The sequence below is a fragment of the Faecalibacillus intestinalis genome (assembly GCF_003024685.1).
Classification (GTDB): Bacteria; Bacillota_I; Bacilli_A; order Erysipelotrichales; family Coprobacillaceae; genus Faecalibacillus; species Faecalibacillus intestinalis.
Genome location: NZ_PYLQ01000002.1, coordinates 114,103 through 132,448 on the forward strand (window position 1 = coordinate 114,103; position 18,346 = coordinate 132,448).

Annotated in this window: 21 protein-coding genes; 9 read left to right on the forward strand and 12 right to left on the reverse strand. The window is 34.2% G+C overall.

What is annotated here, in order from left to right:
• Positions 1-48 precede the first annotated feature (48 nt).
• From C7U54_RS02165 to C7U54_RS02180, 4 genes are all read left to right on the forward strand, one after another.
• Positions 49-738 carry a response regulator transcription factor gene (locus tag C7U54_RS02165; protein ID WP_009265522.1) on the forward strand — a complete coding sequence of 230 codons (690 nt, stop codon included), beginning with the start codon at positions 49-51 and terminating at the stop codon, positions 736-738.
• Positions 735-1,766 (forward strand): sensor histidine kinase, encoded by a 1,032-nt coding sequence (locus tag C7U54_RS02170; protein WP_006859034.1) that lies wholly within the window; start codon positions 735-737, stop codon positions 1,764-1,766. The genes C7U54_RS02165 and C7U54_RS02170 overlap by 4 nt, the downstream gene beginning before the upstream one ends.
• A 151-nt stretch (positions 1,767-1,917) precedes the next feature.
• Positions 1,918-2,583, forward strand: a complete 666-nt coding sequence (locus tag C7U54_RS02175) for an ABC transporter ATP-binding protein (RefSeq protein ID WP_006859033.1) — start codon at positions 1,918-1,920, stop codon at positions 2,581-2,583.
• Positions 2,584-2,597: 14 nt separating this feature from the next.
• Entirely contained in the window at positions 2,598-4,925 is a 2,328-nt protein-coding gene (locus tag C7U54_RS02180; protein ID WP_006859032.1) for an ABC transporter permease, read from the forward strand.
• Between the two features lie 195 nt (positions 4,926-5,120).
• Here the strand turns inward: C7U54_RS02180 and C7U54_RS02185 are convergent, their stop codons facing one another.
• The 4 genes from C7U54_RS02185 to C7U54_RS02205 form a co-directional block, all read right to left on the reverse strand.
• Positions 5,121-5,828 carry a DUF6040 family protein gene (locus tag C7U54_RS02185; protein ID WP_008394183.1) on the reverse strand — a complete coding sequence of 236 codons (708 nt, stop codon included), beginning with the start codon at positions 5,826-5,828 and terminating at the stop codon, positions 5,121-5,123.
• Positions 5,806-7,527 carry a MobA/MobL family protein gene (locus C7U54_RS02190; protein WP_107029154.1) on the reverse strand — a complete coding sequence of 574 codons (1,722 nt, stop codon included), beginning with the start codon at positions 7,525-7,527 and terminating at the stop codon, positions 5,806-5,808. Before C7U54_RS02190 ends, C7U54_RS02185 begins: the two co-directional genes overlap by 23 nt.
• A 327-nt stretch (positions 7,528-7,854) precedes the next feature.
• Positions 7,855-8,169 carry a relaxasome subunit MobC gene (locus C7U54_RS02200; protein WP_072522126.1) on the reverse strand — a complete coding sequence of 105 codons (315 nt, stop codon included), beginning with the start codon at positions 8,167-8,169 and terminating at the stop codon, positions 7,855-7,857.
• 140 nt (positions 8,170-8,309) lie between these two features.
• Entirely contained in the window at positions 8,310-8,540 is a 231-nt protein-coding gene (locus tag C7U54_RS02205; RefSeq protein WP_004843519.1) for a helix-turn-helix domain-containing protein, read from the reverse strand.
• Positions 8,541-8,711: 171 nt separating this feature from the next.
• Here C7U54_RS02205 and C7U54_RS02210 point away from each other — a divergent pair, with 171 nt between their 5' ends.
• The 3 genes from C7U54_RS02210 (at position 8,712) to C7U54_RS02220 (ending at position 11,339) form a co-directional block, all read left to right on the forward strand.
• Positions 8,712-9,341 carry a helix-turn-helix domain-containing protein gene (locus tag C7U54_RS02210; RefSeq protein WP_008369918.1) on the forward strand — a complete coding sequence of 210 codons (630 nt, stop codon included), beginning with the start codon at positions 8,712-8,714 and terminating at the stop codon, positions 9,339-9,341.
• A gap of 86 nt (positions 9,342-9,427) precedes the next feature.
• Positions 9,428-10,723 carry a tyrosine-type recombinase/integrase gene (locus C7U54_RS02215; RefSeq protein ID WP_107029155.1) on the forward strand — a complete coding sequence of 432 codons (1,296 nt, stop codon included), beginning with the start codon at positions 9,428-9,430 and terminating at the stop codon, positions 10,721-10,723.
• Between the two features lie 223 nt (positions 10,724-10,946).
• Positions 10,947-11,339: a hypothetical protein gene (locus tag C7U54_RS02220; protein WP_146137612.1), complete on the forward strand. Its 393-nt coding sequence runs from the start codon at positions 10,947-10,949 to the stop codon at positions 11,337-11,339.
• Positions 11,340-11,605: 266 nt separating this feature from the next.
• Here the strand turns inward: C7U54_RS02220 and rpsR are convergent, their stop codons facing one another.
• From rpsR to rpsF, 3 genes are read right to left on the reverse strand one after another with little or no spacing between them, the layout of a single operon-like run.
• A complete protein-coding gene (gene rpsR, locus C7U54_RS02225) occupies positions 11,606-11,836 on the reverse strand; it encodes a 30S ribosomal protein S18 (protein ID WP_022001180.1) in 231 nt (76 codons plus the stop codon).
• Between the two features lie 17 nt (positions 11,837-11,853).
• A complete protein-coding gene (gene ssb / locus C7U54_RS02230; protein WP_022001179.1) occupies positions 11,854-12,336 on the reverse strand; it encodes a single-stranded DNA-binding protein in 483 nt (160 codons plus the stop codon).
• Between the two features lie 17 nt (positions 12,337-12,353).
• Entirely contained in the window at positions 12,354-12,635 is a 282-nt protein-coding gene (rpsF, locus tag C7U54_RS02235; RefSeq protein WP_022001178.1) for a 30S ribosomal protein S6, read from the reverse strand.
• 179 nt (positions 12,636-12,814) lie between these two features.
• Here rpsF and C7U54_RS02240 point away from each other — a divergent pair, with 179 nt between their 5' ends.
• Positions 12,815-13,159, forward strand: coding sequence for a hypothetical protein (locus C7U54_RS02240; RefSeq protein ID WP_022001177.1), 345 nt, complete (start codon positions 12,815-12,817; stop codon positions 13,157-13,159).
• Here C7U54_RS02240 and C7U54_RS02245 read toward each other — a convergent pair.
• Entirely contained in the window at positions 13,139-13,489 is a 351-nt protein-coding gene (locus C7U54_RS02245; RefSeq protein WP_107029157.1) for a hypothetical protein, read from the reverse strand. The two genes, C7U54_RS02240 and C7U54_RS02245, sit on opposite strands and share 21 nt — an antisense overlap.
• Positions 13,486-14,124 (reverse strand): 2-C-methyl-D-erythritol 4-phosphate cytidylyltransferase, encoded by a 639-nt coding sequence (gene ispD / locus C7U54_RS02250; protein ID WP_107029158.1) that lies wholly within the window; start codon positions 14,122-14,124, stop codon positions 13,486-13,488. The genes C7U54_RS02245 and ispD overlap by 4 nt, the downstream gene beginning before the upstream one ends.
• Before the next feature lie 105 nt (positions 14,125-14,229).
• Between ispD and C7U54_RS02255 the strand changes: the two genes are divergently transcribed.
• Positions 14,230-15,147 (forward strand): nucleotidyltransferase family protein, encoded by a 918-nt coding sequence (locus C7U54_RS02255; protein WP_107029159.1) that lies wholly within the window; start codon positions 14,230-14,232, stop codon positions 15,145-15,147.
• A gap of 16 nt (positions 15,148-15,163) precedes the next feature.
• Here the strand turns inward: C7U54_RS02255 and C7U54_RS02260 are convergent, their stop codons facing one another.
• From C7U54_RS02260 to C7U54_RS02270, 3 genes are all read right to left on the reverse strand, one after another.
• The gene (locus tag C7U54_RS02260) at positions 15,164-16,234 is read right to left on the reverse strand and encodes a hypothetical protein (protein ID WP_107029160.1); all 1,071 of its coding nucleotides are present in this window, start codon (positions 16,232-16,234) and stop codon (positions 15,164-15,166) included.
• 201 nt (positions 16,235-16,435) lie between these two features.
• Positions 16,436-17,242 carry a Cof-type HAD-IIB family hydrolase gene (locus tag C7U54_RS02265; RefSeq protein WP_107029161.1) on the reverse strand — a complete coding sequence of 269 codons (807 nt, stop codon included), beginning with the start codon at positions 17,240-17,242 and terminating at the stop codon, positions 16,436-16,438.
• Positions 17,243-17,460: 218 nt separating this feature from the next.
• On the reverse strand, positions 17,461-18,318 hold the full coding sequence (locus tag C7U54_RS02270; protein WP_107029162.1) for a MurR/RpiR family transcriptional regulator: 858 nt from the start codon (positions 18,316-18,318) through the stop codon (positions 17,461-17,463).
• Positions 18,319-18,346: the final 28 nt, after the last annotated feature.

Sequence of the window (18,346 nt, forward strand, 5' to 3'; positions counted from 1 at the left end):
GGACATTTGCCTGTTATACTATCTGCAAAAAGAAAAGGAAGTGATAATATGAAGCATATTTTAATTGTCGAAGATGATAATCTTTTGAATAAAACGCTTACTTATAATTTGGAATTGGACGGTTACACAATAACTTCTGTTCTGAATGCAAGGACAGCCGCTGAATCATTAAAAACAAACATTTTTGATTTGGTATTGCTGGATATAAATTTACCAGACGGAAATGGTTATGACCTATGCCGTCTTATCAAGCCAGAGCATCCTGATACAGTAGTTATATTTCTAACTGCCAACGATCAGGAAAGCAATCAGATACGGGGATATGAAGCTGGTGCAGTGGATTATATCACGAAACCTTTTTCGATTAGTGCTTTGCAGCGAAAAATCAAAGCCATGTTCGCTATGTTGGAGCATCACAAACCAGCTAAGGATATTTACGAGGATGGTAGCTTGTTTCTGGATTTTTCGGAACAATTTGCAAGTTTGAACGGGAAACCATTAGCACTTTCTGCGATGGAATATAAAATGTTGAACCTATTTCTTAAAAATCCGAAGCAGGTACTTACTCGCCAACAATTTTTAGAAAAACTGTGGGATGTTGATGAAAAATATGTAGATGAACATACCCTTACTACTTCTATCAGCCGTATTCGCAGTAAGATTGAAGCGGATGGCGACACATATATCAAAACGGTTTATGGTATGGGGTATCAATGGACAGGAGGCGAAAAGAAATGAATCTGAATAACCTTTCTGCTAAGAAAATTTGTAGACTGGTTAGTGCTGGCATGGTTTTCTCTATGCTGGTAATTACCGGTATTTTCGGCGGTATAATGCAGGATATACGAATTTTTATAGTGGGTGGAACATTGACACTCTGTGCGTTTTTCTGGATTTGGCTATTGGTGCTGATTTTTGGAAAACGCCTTTCTCATTTTACTTCTAATTTGTGCCGGACGCTGGACAACATGATTGATGGAAACGAGGAATTACAAAAGTCAAATGATAGTGAAACTCTTTTTGCCCGTATCAACCACCGCTTAATTCGGTTGTATGAGATTATGCAGAAAAACCGGCACAAGGTAGACATGGAACGACAGGAGCTTCAAATGCTGATTTCTGATATTTCACATCAAGTTAAAACGCCTGTCAGCAATTTGCAAATGGTAACGGACACACTTTTAACAAAGCCTGTTTCAGAAGAAGAACGGATGGACTTTTTACAAGGCATACGTAGTCAGACTGATAAACTGGATTTTCTGTTCCAAGCACTGGTTAAAACGTCCCGGTTGGAAACCGGAGCAATACGATTAGAAAAGAAAGACAGCAGCTTATTCCATACGCTTGCACAAGCCATGAGCAGTATTGTATATGCCGCAGAGAAAAAAGAAATTGCTGTATCCGTGGATTGCCCGGAAAATTTGATAATCTCCCATGACAGCAAGTGGACAAGCGAAGCCCTTTTCAATCTGCTGGACAATGCAGTAAAATACACTCCGTCAGGTGGAAAGATTTCTGTATCAGTGGTTCAGTGGGAAATGTACGTAGAGGTCAAAGTGACCGACACCGGCAAGGGCATTTCAGAAAGCAATCAGGCTGCCATCTTCCGGCGCTTCTATCGTGAGGAAGAAGTACACGATCAACAGGGTGTGGGAATAGGTTTGTATTTGGCTCGTGAGATTGTAACAAGGCAAGGGGGCTATATCAAGGTTGTTTCAGAGCTGAGGCAAGGCTCAGAATTTTCTATTATGCTTCCTGTAAGGTAAGATATAACCACTTTTTTTGAAATGTCCGAGCGTTGTAACATTTCACTCTGATTTTCGATAAAAATTTTTTCTATCTCGGACATTTGTGTAACATTTGTGGTTTACAATGGCTTTATCAACAGATAGAAAGCCTTGAAAGGAGCATTTGAATATGAGCATTTTACAAACAATCGACTTAAAGAAGTATTACGGCACAGAACCAAATATTACTCGTGCCCTTAATGGTGTAAATTTTACTGTGGAACAGGGAGAATTTGTTGCCGTAGTTGGAACTTCCGGCAGCGGTAAGTCTACATTGCTTCACATGATGGGAGGACTTGATACCCCCACTTCCGGCAGCGTGATTGTACGGGGAGAAGAACTCGCAAAAAAGAATGATGATGAATTGACAATTTTCCGCCGTCGTAACATCGGATTTATCTTCCAAAATTATAATCTGGTTCCGATTTTGAATGTATATGAAAATATCGTCCTGCCTGTGGAACTGGATGGCGATACAGTAGACCAGAAATTTATGGACGAAGTTGTGTATATGTTGGCTTTAGAAGATAAACTGGAAAATATGCCGAACAATCTTTCAGGCGGTCAACAGCAACGTGTAGCGATTGCACGAGCTTTAATTACGAAGCCTGCGATTATCCTTGCTGATGAACCGACCGGAAATCTTGATAGCAAGACCAGTGCAGATGTGTTAGGGCTTTTGAAGCATACCAGCGGAGAATTTAATCAGACCATTGTAATGATTACTCACAACAACGAGATCGCTCAACTCGCAGACCGCATTGTACGGATTGAAGATGGTAAAATTGTTGGCTAAAGGAGGTGGGAATTATGAATTATCCTTTTGAAAATGATACCAGTGCAGTAATTAAAAAATTAGCACGAAAAAGTGTGCGTTTTGATAAGAAGAAAAACTTATTTTGCCTTTCGGCAATTATTGTAGCCGTTGCTATGATAATGATGTCGTTGCTCACAGTGCAAAATATCATTTATCAAAATCAGAAAGAAATCGAAGGATTACATCAAGGGATTTTCTTTGACATTACGCAGGACAGTAAAGAAAAGTTGTTAGCAAACGAAGAAGTAAAAAGTGTAGGACTTTCCTGTAATATCAAAACAGTGAAAGAAAATTCTAAAGAACTGTCTCTGATTTATTATGATGATGACATGCTTAGTTTGATTCCTGCCTTTGACGGAAAATATCCAGAGAAAGCAAGTGAAATTGCTGTTACAGATGCCTTTTTTGCCAGTGAAAATAAGTCTCCGGAAATCAACGCCATAGTTCAGTTGAATCTGGATGGTACTTTGAAGAATTATACTATTGTTGGTATTTATCATGATAAAACTTCTACCGCTTATCCTGTTTTTGTTTCACTTGAAAAATGCCGGGAATTACGTGGAAATAACCTGCTTAATGGATATGTTTGGCTTGAAAATGCAGATACCCTTACAAAAGACGAAGCAACAGAAATATTATCTCAAATTTCAGAGGAGACTGGACTGAATAATTGGACAGTCAGCAGTTACTATGATTATGTAAATACAACTTTGTCCTTCAGTAATTATGCGGTATATGGTGTAGTTGCTGCCATTTTGTTTTTAGCTGCCGCACTTGTAATTTACAGCATTTTCTATATTTCGGTTGGACAAAAAGTTGCTGAGTTCGGACAGCTTCGGACAATAGGGGCAAGTAAAAAGCAAATTTATAAAATAGTTCTTAAACAGGGTTATATGCTTGCAGTTCCGGGGATTTTAATTGGTAGTATCATGGGAACGATCATCAGCTATTGTCTGCAATCAAAAGGCTGGTCAGTATTTGCATTTATTGTTTCTCTATGTGGCGCATGCCTTTTTGGAATACTGCTTGTTTATATTAGTGTTCGTAAACCAGCAAAAATTGCAGCGAATACTTCTCCAATTTCCGCCCTGAAAAATCCAGTGGGAATTGTAAATTACCGCACTCACAAAAGACATCGTATTACGCCTGTATATTTAGCGAAAATCAGCTTTTCCAGAAACAGAAAAAAATCTCTATTGACCATTTTATCATTGGGACTGTGCGGAGTTATATTTTTCCTTGCAGCAAGTTATCAGAGTTCTTTTAATGCCGAGAGTATGGCTCGTTATTGGGATATGAAGTACGGAGATTTCAAAATCAGCATTGATTTAGAAAACGAAAGTGAAAATTTGGATGCTCTCTTGCAGAAAGAATATTTTTCTGATTATGTAAAGCGTGTTGGAGATATAGAGGGAGTTAGCAATATATTTACTTATGCTACCGTACCAGTTGATTTCTCAACAGACAATGATATTTCAGATAGCACCTTGATGCTCGGCTATAATGAAAAGGATTTGGCGTCGCTAAATGCAGCGGTTTTGTCTGGAAATATTACTGATGATACAGAATTAGTTGTAAGTGATCCCGAACGTATTTATGATGTTTACCATTGGAAACCTCAAATTGGGGATACTGTGACCTTTAATTTCAAAAATCATAGTGGTAAAACAATAACAAAAGCATTCAAAATTGGTGCAATCACTTCCAGCAATGATGGAATGGGTGGCTATATTTTCAGAATGCCGGAAAATATGCTCAAAGAACTTGCAGGTTATGACTGTACATACGCAATCGAAATACAAGCAGAAGCTGAATATCAGGAGATAATCGAGCAAGAACTCAAATTACTCGTTTCTGACAATAGGGATGTTCGCTTACAAACCCTTCAAGATTTTATTGTAGAACACCAATCAGACAATCGTGCAGGTTTTACATTAGCTTATGCGATTGCAGCCATCTTGTGGATATTTGCGGTCATCAATCAAATCAATCTTACTGTGACAAATCTTTTATCACAGAAACAGGAAATGGGCACACTAAAATCTATTGGTATGACAAATAAGCAGTTGAAGCAAGCATTTATGATGGAAGGTCTTTTTACTACTTTGATTGCATTGCTTATAACTGCTGTTGTTGGAATCCCCGGCGGATATGCAATCGGTATATTTTTGAAAAATGCAGGCATGTCTACGGGATTTGTATTTCCGGTTGTTGCTTTTACTCTTTTTGCTGTTGCTATGTTTATGCTTGAAAGTTTGATGACAATATTGCTTATTCATTCATGGAAGAAGCAATCTGTTATTGCAATAATGCGAAATTGATGATAGAAAGCTTTTCATATCTCGGTCAGCTCCACAATTACATTACTCTGCTGATACAGCCAGTCCGTAAATTCTTTCGGGCTGGCTGTTCCTGTTTTTACAGCCTTTTTTCTCTGTAATACTTCTTTTCATACAGTAAATTTTCACTAGGCTGGTATGGAGTAATTTTACTGTCTATACAGTAAGTTGAAAATACTAATATGGTCTTTTTTCTAACCAAACTTTAAGATAACATCTAATTCCAACATATGCGCCCTGCGAAAGTACGAAAAGCAATAGAAGATTTACTGACAGTACTTTTTTGATTGATTCTCCAAAATAAATGACAATAGCAACACTTGTCAGTATCATTAGTAGAGTAATAACATCCCAACAGTTTTTCTTATATAATTCTATAACCTTTATTTCTATCAGTATCGCCAGCATCCCTGTTCCTGCCATACATATTCCTACAATCAATATTAGCAATAACCAATATACCATTCCGGCTATAAAAGCATTTGGAATTTTTGTACTAATCTGTGCCGCAGAATGCCCGGCATCAATCGTCCATCCGACAAAGGTTTGTATGAATGATGCTAAATCATTGAAGAATGATTTACAATCGACAAGGAACATATCTGACTGTACTGCCTGAAAAAGAGTGGTTGTCAATGAATACCATGCAAGAAGGAACAAGGTTGTTTGGAACATTACCGTTTTTGCTTTATACTGTCCTGCAAGTCGCTCTTTTTGTGTTTCGTATTTTGCTTTTGCATTCTGATAGGCTGTCCGGTTACAGGCTTCACATTTTTCATAGAGTACCGGCTTTTCTACCGGTATTTCTACGATTTTCTGATGTGTCCGGGCATAATCCCGTTCCTGTGTTAAATAGCATATTTTATCTTGACATTCCTCTATCATGACGTTTGCGCTTCGCAACTTCTCTTTCTCGATCCGCAATGCTCTGTCTGCCAGCTTCAAGTCGTTCTTTAATGCTTGAATATTCCCGACTCTGTTCTCTTTGTTTAATTTCTCGTTCAAGGTCAGAGATTCGCTGAGCTGCGTCTTCAGTTCCACGATAAGCTGTTCTTTCTGTTCTAGTTCTTCTTGTATCTCCTCGGTCAAGAGCAGAAGTTCTTCCAACTGTTCGGCGTTCTTTGATTCTCTGGATTCGTTCATCTATATCACGTCCTTTCTCTATCTGCTGTTCCAGTTCAGCAATTCGGTGTTCTGTTTCAGTAATAAACTGTTTTCGCTGTTCAGCTTCTGTGCCAATTTCTGCCATTGCTGATTTTCGTTTTCCAAAAGCTCTATCTTCGTTTTCTGTTCTTCCATCTTGGAAAGCAGTTCCTCGGTATTTGGCAAAATGTTGAGCAGCTCGGTTAACTCGTTGTTTAATTTTTGTAATTTCTGATTCTGTTTTTGCATAAGAGAGAGTTGAGTGTCCCGGTTCTGCATTTCCAGAATCATTTCTGCCATTAGGTTCTGCTGTTCTTCGATTTGACCAATCATGGATTCCATTAAGGGTATAATTTCCCGGCTTTCTTCTAATGTCATTTAATCGCTCCTTCCATAATGATAATGCACCCGATACTTTCCCAAAGGTGTTTAGTATCTTTTGCAATAACGTGTTTTGTTGTTTTATGATTTGATTTTCCGCTACTTTCCACGAGCCTTTTATTTCCTGCCCGGCAAAAAACTTTTGTTCAATCTTTCTTGCGTCAGCTCCTTCATGGATGGTAGGAATCTGGAGTTTTCCCTGCTTTTCATAAGAACGATGATCAACTTGATTATGCAAAGGCAGATGTTCATTACATACCTTTGCCCATTCACTCCGCCACAGTTCACAATTTTTTGGATTGTTCCATCCAGTAGCATCGGTCAGCACCCGTTTCCATTGCAGGCGGTTTCTTGCTCCAATCTTCTGAATTCCGTTTTCGTCTAATACAGGGATACGGATTCCATGACGGTCAGGGTTTTTCTTATCCTGCCACCAGTTCGGATGGGATTCATCAATCACGATATTTCCGTTTTTATCTCTGACAAAATCCCAATCCTTGACTTCTTTCTTTCCCCAAGAATGATCCGGGTTAAAAGGACGCATAGTTAGAAGCAGATGGACATGGGGGTTGCCATCCCCTTTGTCGTGGATACTCCAATCAGCGCACATTCCTCTATCTACAAAAGTTTTTTGGATATAGTCGGTTGTATATTGAATTTGTTCCTGTCTGCTCCATTCTTTGGGGAGGGCAAATTCAAATGACCTGCCAAGTTGGGCATCTGCATTTTTTTCAATCTTCAATACCTCATTCCATAACCTCTGTTTTTGAAATGTGATTTTAAATTTTTTTATAGCAGCTTCTTTATCTTCTGACCTTTTGTATCGGACAGACTTTTGAAAGCGTTTTATATTTTCCTCTGGTACTATCTGCCATTCAGAAGGTGCGTTTTCGCACATCATCAGACTGGTGTAGACCACTTCTTTTTTAGAAGTGTAATAACTGATACTCCCGGTTTCTTCGTTTTTCATCACATCCCCATTGAGATATGCAGAAGCGGAGATAACAGATTTTCCTTTACTTCGTCCGACTATTTTGATTGTGTAATGAAAAATCGCCATGTCTGGATTCCTCCTTTCTGCACATCCGGCATAGATTTCCGGCAACATTGCTTTCAATTTTAGAAAAAGCAGCATTGCCGGAACGCCCTCTGCGTAAGAGTGCCCTGCGCATAGCAGTCTGCATGGAATGCGCCCCTCTGGCGAAGAGTGCCTCCTGCGGCATGAGCAGGTCTGGCTGAAAGCCCCGCCGACGGAACGAGCCCGGCAAGCGTGAGCGCAGACCGGTTGCCACTTGTGGCAAACTTATTGGGACGACCTCTGGTTGTCCATAAGTGCGCCCTTCATGAAAAAGCAATGAAGGGAATGAAAAACTCATCCCCTCCGCCATTACACTTCCTCCATATCGGTATTGGCTTCTTTCTGCATTGCCTTTGAGAAAAACTTCCCATTGGCTTCCTGCCTTTTCAGAAAACCAATCAGCTTTGGGATGTCTTCCTCCTCAATAGGTGCACCAAGAACGGATTCCACTGCACCGCCAATCTGACAGAGCCTATGGGTTCGTTTTTTACTTTCTTCGGCTTTCTTTCGTTTCAGAAGTTCTTTCTTCTGTGTTGCATATCTTTTCGCCTTTTCAAGGCTTTCCTGTTCCTTCTTTTCCATTTCAAGCATTCGTTCTTCATAACTTTTTGTTGATTTTGCCATGATTACATTCCCCTTTCTTTTGCAAACATAAGTTCTCGGTTGCGTATCAGAAGAAGCACATGGTATAATCTTCTTGCGTGTAGGTATATCATGGCTTCGGTCTGATAGAACCTTTGGCGGTTTCTTTGGAAGCCGCCTTTTTAATTTGCCGCAGTTCTTGTTACGGCTTTTACATTTCCTCTATCCCTCAAATCACGACCTTCATTCGCTTCCATAAACATTTCCAGAATATCGGTTTTAATCAGGACTTTGCGACCAACCTTTAATACTGGAAGTTTCTTCCATTCTACAAGCTGTCTTAAGGTATTTCTGCCGATTCCCGTATAATCAGCAGCTTCTTCGATGGATAATGCAATTTTTCTTTGCGTCATATAATCACCTCCTTATAAATTGCATTATGCAATTCTTGTGATGTAAGTATATCCTTTCCAAATCTTTTTGTCAAGCGTTACGAAATATTAAAAATAATTTTTATATTGCATATTGCAATTTCAGAAAAACAATGCTATAATTCATACATACCGAAAAAGGAGGCAGTCAGCATGAAAGATAAAGAACTACGCAAGCTGATAGGCAGCAGAATAAAACAGCGCCGTCTGGAATTGAATCTGACACAGCCTTATGTCGCAGAAAAGATGGGTGTTACCGCTTCTACAATCCTGCGTTATGAGAATGGTTCGATTGACAATACGAAAAAAATGGTGCTGGAAGGTCTTTCGGAAGCACTCCATGTATCCGTGGAATGGCTCAAAGGGGAAACAGATGAATATGAAACCGACATTACGGATAAGAGAGAATTACAGATTCGTGATGCGATGGGAGATATTCTGGAACAGTTACCGCTTGCCCTTACCAAAGAAGAAGATGCTTTTTCAAAAGATTTATTACTGCTGATGTTAAAACAATATGGTCTGTTTTTGGATTCCTTCCAGTTCGCCTGCAAAAACTTCAAGGGAAATGCTGGTCAGACGGATATTGCCAAAACAATAGGGTTTGAATCGAATGATGAATATAATGAGATTATGTTCTTAAGGGAAATCACTCCTACCATCAATGCTTTTAATGAGATGGCAGACATTGTAAGGCTCTATTCCAAGAAACAAAAAACAGCAGAACAAAGGCTTGCAAATCTTTTATCAGAAGTCTTATACGAAGATTCCGAATCGGTATAGTAAGACAACCGGAGTTATGATATACTTACACGCACGAAGCATTTCATCAGTTCCGATTGTCTAATATCGAAAGGAGACATACGATTATGGCAAAAGGATCTGTAAGAAAAAAAGGAAAGAAATGGTACTACCGCTTCTATGTAGAGGACGCAAGCGGCAATCTTGTTCAGAAAGAATGCGTTGGAACAGAAAGCAAAAGTGGAACTGAAAAGCTGCTCCGTCAGGCAATGGATGATTATGAGAAAAAGAAATTTGTTGCCAAAGCGGAAAATCTCACAGTCGGACAACTTCTGGATGTGTGGGCAGAGGAGGAATTAAAAACAGGTACGCTCAGCAATGGTACGGTGGAGAATTACCTCGGAACAATCCGAAATATTAAGAAACACCCATTGGCAGAACGGAAACTGAAAAATGTAACCTCTGAACATTCGCAATCCTTTTTTGATTTGCTTTCCTTCGGGGGAGTTCATCCCGACGGAAAAGAGAGAAAGGGTTACAGCAAAGATTACATCCATTCTTTTTCCGCAGTCATGCAGCAGTCCTTCCGCTTTGCAGTATTTCCAAAACAGTATATTACGTTTAATCCCATGCAGTATATTAAACTGCGGTATCAGACGGATGAAGTTGATTTGTTTTCAGACGAGGACATGGACGGAAATATCCAACCAATTTCACGAGAAGATTATGAAAGATTGCTTGCTTATCTGAAAAAAAAGAACCCAGCCGCAATACTTCCAATCCAGATAGCCTATTATGCCGGGCTTCGTATTGGAGAAGCCTGCGGTTTGGCGTGGCAGGACGTAAATCTGGAAGAACAATGCCTTACCATAAGACGTAGCATCCGATACGATGGCTCAAAGCGCAAATATATCATCGGACCAACCAAGCGGAAAAAAGTGAGGATTGTTGATTTTGGAGATACGCTGGTAGAGATTTTCCGTAATGCCCGGAAAGAGCAGTTAAAAAATCGAATGCAGTACGGAGAACTTTATCACACGAACTACTACAAAGCGGTCAAAGAGAAAAACAGAGTGTACTACGAATATTATTGCTTAGACAGAACAGAGGAAGTCCCGGCAGATTATAAAGAAATTTCTTTCGTCTGTTTAAGACCGGATGGTTGTCTGGAACTTCCAACTACTTTGGGGACTGTTTGCAGAAAGGTGGCAAAAACATTAGAGGGATTTGAAGGCTTTCATTTCCACCAGTTACGTCACACCTATACAAGCAACCTTTTAGCAAATGGAGCTGCCCCAAAAGATGTGCAGGAACTGTTAGGACACTCAGATGTAAGTACCACAATGAATGTCTATGCTCACTCCACAAGAGATGCTAAACGAAAATCAGTTAGGCTTCTTGATAAAGTGGTAGGCAATGATTAAAAAAATTCCCTTATTTCCCTTGTGATTATCTCATAAGGGTAAAAATAAGGGAAACTACATATCATTTCACTAATGGACAGGCGGGAAAGCCTATAAAATGGGGAAAGTTAGAGAGATAATTATATAAATTCCAGTTTGTCGAACTCAAAAATATTATTAAATGAAAAGGTAGAGTGTATAGAGAAATCTATATGCTCTATTTTTTTGCTCATTTTTAGAAAAAGTGATTAAAAAACTATTGACATTTTGTTACTGGGAAAGTGAAGAACTCTATTTTTCTCTTCCAAGCAATAATCTTTTAATAAATAAAAAAGAACTTTCTTTTAAAGATCTTGATGGTCAAACAATGCTACTTTATAAAAATATTGGTTTTTGGAAAGAAAGAGTATTAAAACATATGCCTCATACACATTTCATTATAGAAAATAATCGTCATGATTTTCTTAAACTCTTAGATCATTCTGATTTTGTTTGCTTTACAACCGACCTAGCAATAGAAGAAGGTATCTTAAAAAATCGTGTTATTAAAGAAATAAGTAATCCAGAAGCATTAGTTCCATTTTATATCTGTTGCTTAGAAAAAAATAATAAAAAATATCAATACCTATTTAAATAAAATCGTTTCTTTCGTTCCACTCATTTTGCAACGAAATACTTTTCGTTGCAAAACATTGCAAACAATTTTTTCATTTTAATAAAAATAGTCCATAAACACTAGATGTTCTAGTATCTATGGACTTTATTTTTTGTCGATCCTTATACATTTTATTCATCGTTTCCATCTATTATTTATATTTCAATAATTTTTTGATGTCAAAATGATGTCAATATATTTTAAAAAAACAAAAAAACCTTGAATTTATCAAGGTTTTTTAATAGTTATTATTCACCAACGTATGGTAATAATCCCATTTGTCTAGCACGTTTGATAGCTACTGCTAATTGTCTTTGATATTTAGCAGAAGTTCCAGTTACACGTCTAGGAATGATTTTACCGTTAGCTGAAACAAATCTTTTTAATAAATCAACATCTTTATAATCGATGTAAGTAATTTTGTTTTTTGTAAAATAACAAACTTTTCTTCTACCCATTCTTTGTCTTTTAAAAGCCATGTTCTTATACTCCTTTTCTAAAATTGAATATCGTCTTCCATGATATTAAATGAATTATCAAAATCTTTTTCTAATTCAACTGTTTGCATATCTTGGAAATTATCTGTTTGTGGTTGAGCAGGTTGAGAATATTGATTATTCATCATACCTTGGTTCATAGAACTTTGGTTTCTTTCTCTTTGAGCTCTTGTTTCTAAGAATTGAACAGAGTCACAAACAACTTCTGTAACGTATACGCGTTGTCCTTGAGCATTATCATAAGATCTAGAACGAAGTCTACCTTCAACTCCTACTAAAGATCCTTTTGCACAATATTGTGCAACATTTTCAGCGACTTTATTCCATACAACGCATGAAATATAATCAGCTTGTTGCCCATCTGCAGAATTATAGTTACGATTTAACGCTAACGTAAAACTTGTAACTGCAGCCCCGTTTCCAGTTCTTCTAAGTTCTGGATCACGAGTCATTCTACCAACCATAACAACTCTATTAATCATCGTCAAATGCCTCCTAATTATTTACGAAGAGTTAAGTGACGTAATACTGAAGCGTTGATTCTTGATAAACGTTCGAATTCAGCGATTTCAGCTGGTGCACAAGTTACATCTACTACAACATAGTAACCTTTTGTGTAATCTTTAATTTCATAAGCGAAATCACGTAATCCCCATTCGTTGACATTATCAACTGAACCACCGTTAGCAGTTAAGATTGATTTGAAGTTTTCAATTAAAGTATTTCTAGCTTCTTCTTCAACATCTGGTTTTACAATAAACATAATTTCATATTTATTCATCTCTTTTACCTCCTATGGTCTTTTGGCTTACTTTTTAGTAAGCAGGCAGTAAAATAATCTTTACATGCTCGTCCATTATATCTTATTGTTTACTTTTATGCAATAATAAAATGATTATTTTATGTAATTTTACCCCTTTATAGGCATGTTTTTTTCATATTCTATATTGAGGTGATATTATGAATTATCTATTATTTTTATTTTGGATATTTTTTATGATTTTATTTCATTATTTAATCAAAAATGATTTTTCTTTTATTCAAAAATATCTTAATAAACTTTTTAAATATTCTCCCTTATTTAAAGAATATTTAAAAAAGTATTTAAAAACTATTTTATATACATTTTTTACTTTTATTGTGGGTAAGACTTTTGAACATCTTGATATGTGGGTAGATTTGTTTTTTGTTTCTATATGGATGTTAGTAGATGAAAAAGAAAATATAAATATTGAAAATAAAAAAGAAACAATACCTTCTTTAATAGGTATTGTTCTAGGTTTATTACTCCAATACTTTATATGATTTTACTTTTACATTTTGAATATCTTTATTATTAATATCTAATTGACCATCATAATAAATATATATCCTATTTCCTTTTTTTAATCCTTTATTAGATTCTACTGCTCCCGCAATAGAAATTAAATACTTTTGATGATCATTTGTTTCTATCAATAATGTTTCATCACCCACATTTTTAATTGTTCCTACAATTGTTTTATATTGACTTAAATTTTCTTGATCATCAGATTTAAAATGAAAATATCCAAAAATAACTCCTATTAAAACAAATAAAGTAATTAAAATCCAAACTATACTCTTTTTCTCTTTTCTAATATGCTTACCTTTCATTTTAAATCTTCCTGTGTTGTAATTTTTAAATTACTATAATCTCCTAATACTGCCTTAATATCCTTATCTATATATCTTTCAAATAATTGACTATCATCAGTCGCAACATATCCTTCATCTTTTGCCTTTTGATAAGCCACCTTAATATCTTCACTTTTAAATACTTGTGGTGTTTGAGCCTGCATCAAAGTTTCTCTTTTTAAAGTTTTAACAACAATACCCTCTTTCACTTCTTTAATAGTATCTTTACAAGGAACCATTAATAACCCAGCATCATATGTTTTTAAACATTCAACTAAATCATTAATACTTTGTTTACTTACATAAGGTCTTGCTCCATCATGAATAAAAACATAATCCTCTGTTACTTTTTGTAAACCTTCATAAACACTATCTTGTCTTTCTTTACCACCAAAAACATACTCAATTCTTGAATCATTAACTAATGTTCTTATATCATCTATTTCATTTTCTTTCGTTACAACAATAATTTGTTTACATCTATTATCCTCTAAAAAATGAGAAATATTCATTTCATAAACTGTTTGATGATTGATTTTATAAAAGATCTTATTATATTTTAAACCAGTTCTTTTTCCACTTCCTGCACATAAAAGAATTAAACTATAGTTCATACTTTTCACCTCATGATTATTTTATCACACTGTGATAAAATAATAAAATTTACATAGATATTTCTAGAAATATGATATAATCTAACTTAGAAAAAGGAGAATTTTATGAATACAACACTTATTATTATGGCGGCTGGAATTGGTTCACGCTATGGAAAAGGAATTAAACAACTAGCGAAAATCGGTCCTCATGACGAAATCATTATGGATTATTCCATTTATGATGCTCTTGAAGCTGGTTTTAATAAAGTCGTTTTTATTATTAGAAAAGACATCGAAAAAGAATTTAAAGAAGTTATTGGTAATCGTATTGAAAAACACATTCAAGTTGAATATGTTTTCCAAGAAATTAATAATATTCCTGAAGGGTGTACAGTACCCGAAGGTAGAATCAAACCTTGGGGAACTGGACAAGCTATTTTATCTTGTAAAGGAATCGTTAATGAACCATTTGTCATTATCAATGCTGATGATTATTATGGAAAAGTTGCTTTTAAAAAGCTCCATGATTTTTTAATTGAAGATAGTCATAGAAATAGTGAGTTTACCATGGCCATGGCTGGTTTTATCTTAAAAAATACTTTAAGTGATAACGGTACAGTCACTCGTGGTATTTGTGTAGAAGATGAAGAAGGTTATTTACATAGAGTTATTGAAACAAAGGGTATTATTAGAAATAATCAAGGAACAATTGATTGTGATACAGAAGAAAGCAAAGATATTATTCAAGAAAACAATCGTGTTTCTATGAATATGTGGGCTGGTTATCCTTGTTTTATTGATTATCTTGAAAATGGTTTTAAAGAATTCTTATTAGATGATAGTGGAGATGAACTTACTAAAGAATATTTATTACCTATTATTGTTGATCAATTAATTAAAACAAATAGAGCTTCAGTAAAAGTATTAGAAACAACAGATAAATGGTTTGGGGTTACTTATCCTGAAGATAAACAAGCAGTTCAAGATTCTATTAAAGAACTTATTGAAAAAGGAATTTATCCAGAAAAATTATGGAAATAAAAAGTCTAGCTTAAAGTTAGACTTTTTCATTGTCATAAATCATTGGTACAACACGACTATTACCTAAAAAGACAGAAAGTACATCTTCTTTCATATCTAATCCACTATAAATAAAATCCACAAGTTTCTCTATATCCACTTGTAAAATAGCAATCTTTTGACTTTGATGATAATCAAATTCAATAACAGCACATTGTCTTATAATTCCCCATTTCGTATCTTTGGTATCTCCTAAATAATCAGGTAACACAAGAAAATTATATACACCTATATTTGATTCATTTTCTTTTTCATAAATACGTTGAAATTGTTCTTGATAGAAAAACTGTTTATAAATATCTAGGTTCCTTGGTAAATAATAAGCTTCTTTTTCATAATCCCAGCCATAATATTTAGCATCAAGTATACAACAACTCTTTTGTGGTCTTTCATATTTAGGATTTTCTAGGATTCTTTCACAAACAATATCTGGGATATTCTTTTTATTTTGATTGATAAAAACACTTTCTCTTTCTTGAACAATTTGTTTTTGTTTATGATCTTTTGTCTGTTTTCCTATTGCATTCCAATGATAAGTATTATATTTTGTATCATTAATATCTATTTCTTTATCTAATAATTGACTATTAAAGAGAACATCACCTTTTTGAATACTGATTTGATTTTGAAAAAATTCTCCTATCATCCATTCAAAAACCATTTCAAATTTAAAAGTAATGATTTCTTGACAACTAGAACTTGTTTTATTTTCTTCTATAGTTTTTTTGCACCAATTTTCAATAGATTCATACTTATTTATCAAATCACACTTTTTTTCATTAACTACAAAATATAAATCAAATAATCTTGCATATTTATATAATAATATTTCTTTATCAATGCTATCTTTAATAATAACTGATTTTGGTAAAGATAAAATTAATCTATCTTTATCTAAAAGAATGCCTACAAAATTACTTATATACATCCATTCTTTTGTTTCTTTATCCATATTTCTTCTAAAAAGTGATTCTTTAACATTCTCTATTACTTCTTGATATTTATTATAATCAACGGCTTTACCATCTTGAATTAACTCTATTTCCATTCTTTTATCCTCTACCTAACATATCTATGATATCTCTATTTAAGAAAAACTGTCAAATAGAAAAAAAGCTTTTGCTTATGCAAAAACTTCTAAAAACAAATCAATACAAAATAAACAAATATCTCAATCAACAGCATCAGTTGTAAAACAATACTAATTATTCATATTTTCTTTGATAATAGATTTTAATTCTTTTTACTCTTAAAGAATATATTTTTCAATATAATTTCCTATTCCATCATGATCATTATCATCGGTAATATAATCAGCTACACTCTTTGTTTTTTCACTACCATTAGCCATAACGACACCAATACCAGCATTTAATGTCATATCATAGTCGTTATCTGCATCTCCAAATGTAACAATATCTTTAATATCAATATGATGTAATTTTAATATTTCTTTAAGTCCTGCAGTTTTTGATATTCTTGGATCCATGTATTCGTACAATACACTCGCTGTTTTAAGTGATGATGATTTATAATCATCACTATGAAATGTTTTAGATCTTTCAATGATTTGATCCATATATTCAGGTTTACAAATAATAATAAGCTTAGCTTTAGGTGACGTTAAATATTCATCATAATCAACAACCTTATAAGGAACACGGTCTCCTTTAGAAAGATCTTGAATATATTCATCATCCTTTGGTGAATAAAAAATACCATCTTCAGGAATCGCAAAATTACAATCCATATCTTCATAATGCTTTACAATTTCTTTAATCAACTCTCCATCTAATGGATATTGAGCTTTAGAAATATCAAACGTATAATCATAAATTTCCGCTCCACCAGTACCAACAATCATATCTACCAAACCTTCAATACCCCAAGTACCAAGTAATGTTTGAATACTATTAACATCTCTACCTGTTGATAAACCAAAAAGAATTCCTTTTTCTCTAGACTTTTTAATCATTTCAACTGTCTTCTTTGTAACTACACCTTCACTTGAAAGAAGTGTTCCATCTATATCACACATAATTGCTTTTACGTTCATAAAAATACCTCCTACTCAAATCATAAATAATCTTTTCAATTGAAACAATTAGAGTACAAAAAAAAGAATTTTTTTCTCAAATTCTTTTTTCTCTTAATTATAAATTAGAATTATTTTCTCATTATTTTTCATTGTTTTTTCAAAATTTAGTGATTTTGTATATAGAAAACTCATTGTTTTTTTGTTGAATTGATAACAAAATTATCATTTATTGAAATTTATTTAATAGTCCCTTCTACAATATTATTATAATAAGCCAATTTCTTTTCAATATTCTCTTGATAATCCAATTTAAAATAACATGTATATAAAACATCTAAAATATAAAGAATAGAAAGTCGTGTTGAAAAAGATGAAATCTTTTTATAATGATTTTCATAAGGTGATATATAGAGTTGATAATCTGGATCAAAATCTTTAAATGTATAGTCATACGATGAAATTAAAACGATTGGTGTTTTTACCTTATGCAATATACGAGGTAAAATATCAGATAATATACCTCTTCCTCCAAAAGTAATAATAATTGCTAGATGATTTTCATCACTACTTGCAGCTATAAGTCTTTGTTGGTATTCATCAACAGGAACATTTACTTGGATACCTATTTCCTGCATTTGAAATTGAAAATTTAAAGCAAAATTAATATTTCCTGCAGAAGTATACACATCTATGATTTGTGCTTTTTCCATTGCTGAAGCAATAAGACGTAATTGGTCTAGACTAAAAAGATTAGCTGTTAGATTAAGGGTTTGTTCATAATCTTCTTTGATTTTTTGAATAATTTCATAATGTGTTTGAAATTGATTAACAGGAAAATCAAAATTAAAATCTTCATTACTTTTTCTATAGTCATCAAGAGAACTTGTTATTTTTATTTTTAAGTCAGAAAATCCTGATAGTCCTAATTTATCACATAAACGATAGACTGTTGCTGTTGAAACAAAACATTCTTTTCCTAAATCTTTAGATGACATTTTTAAAACATCTTCTGGATGTTTTAAGATATAATCTGCCAAGATTCTTTCATTTTTTGATAGTTCTTTGTTTTCTTTTAAATTTATAAATAGATTCATATCATCACCATCCTTATTTTAATGCATT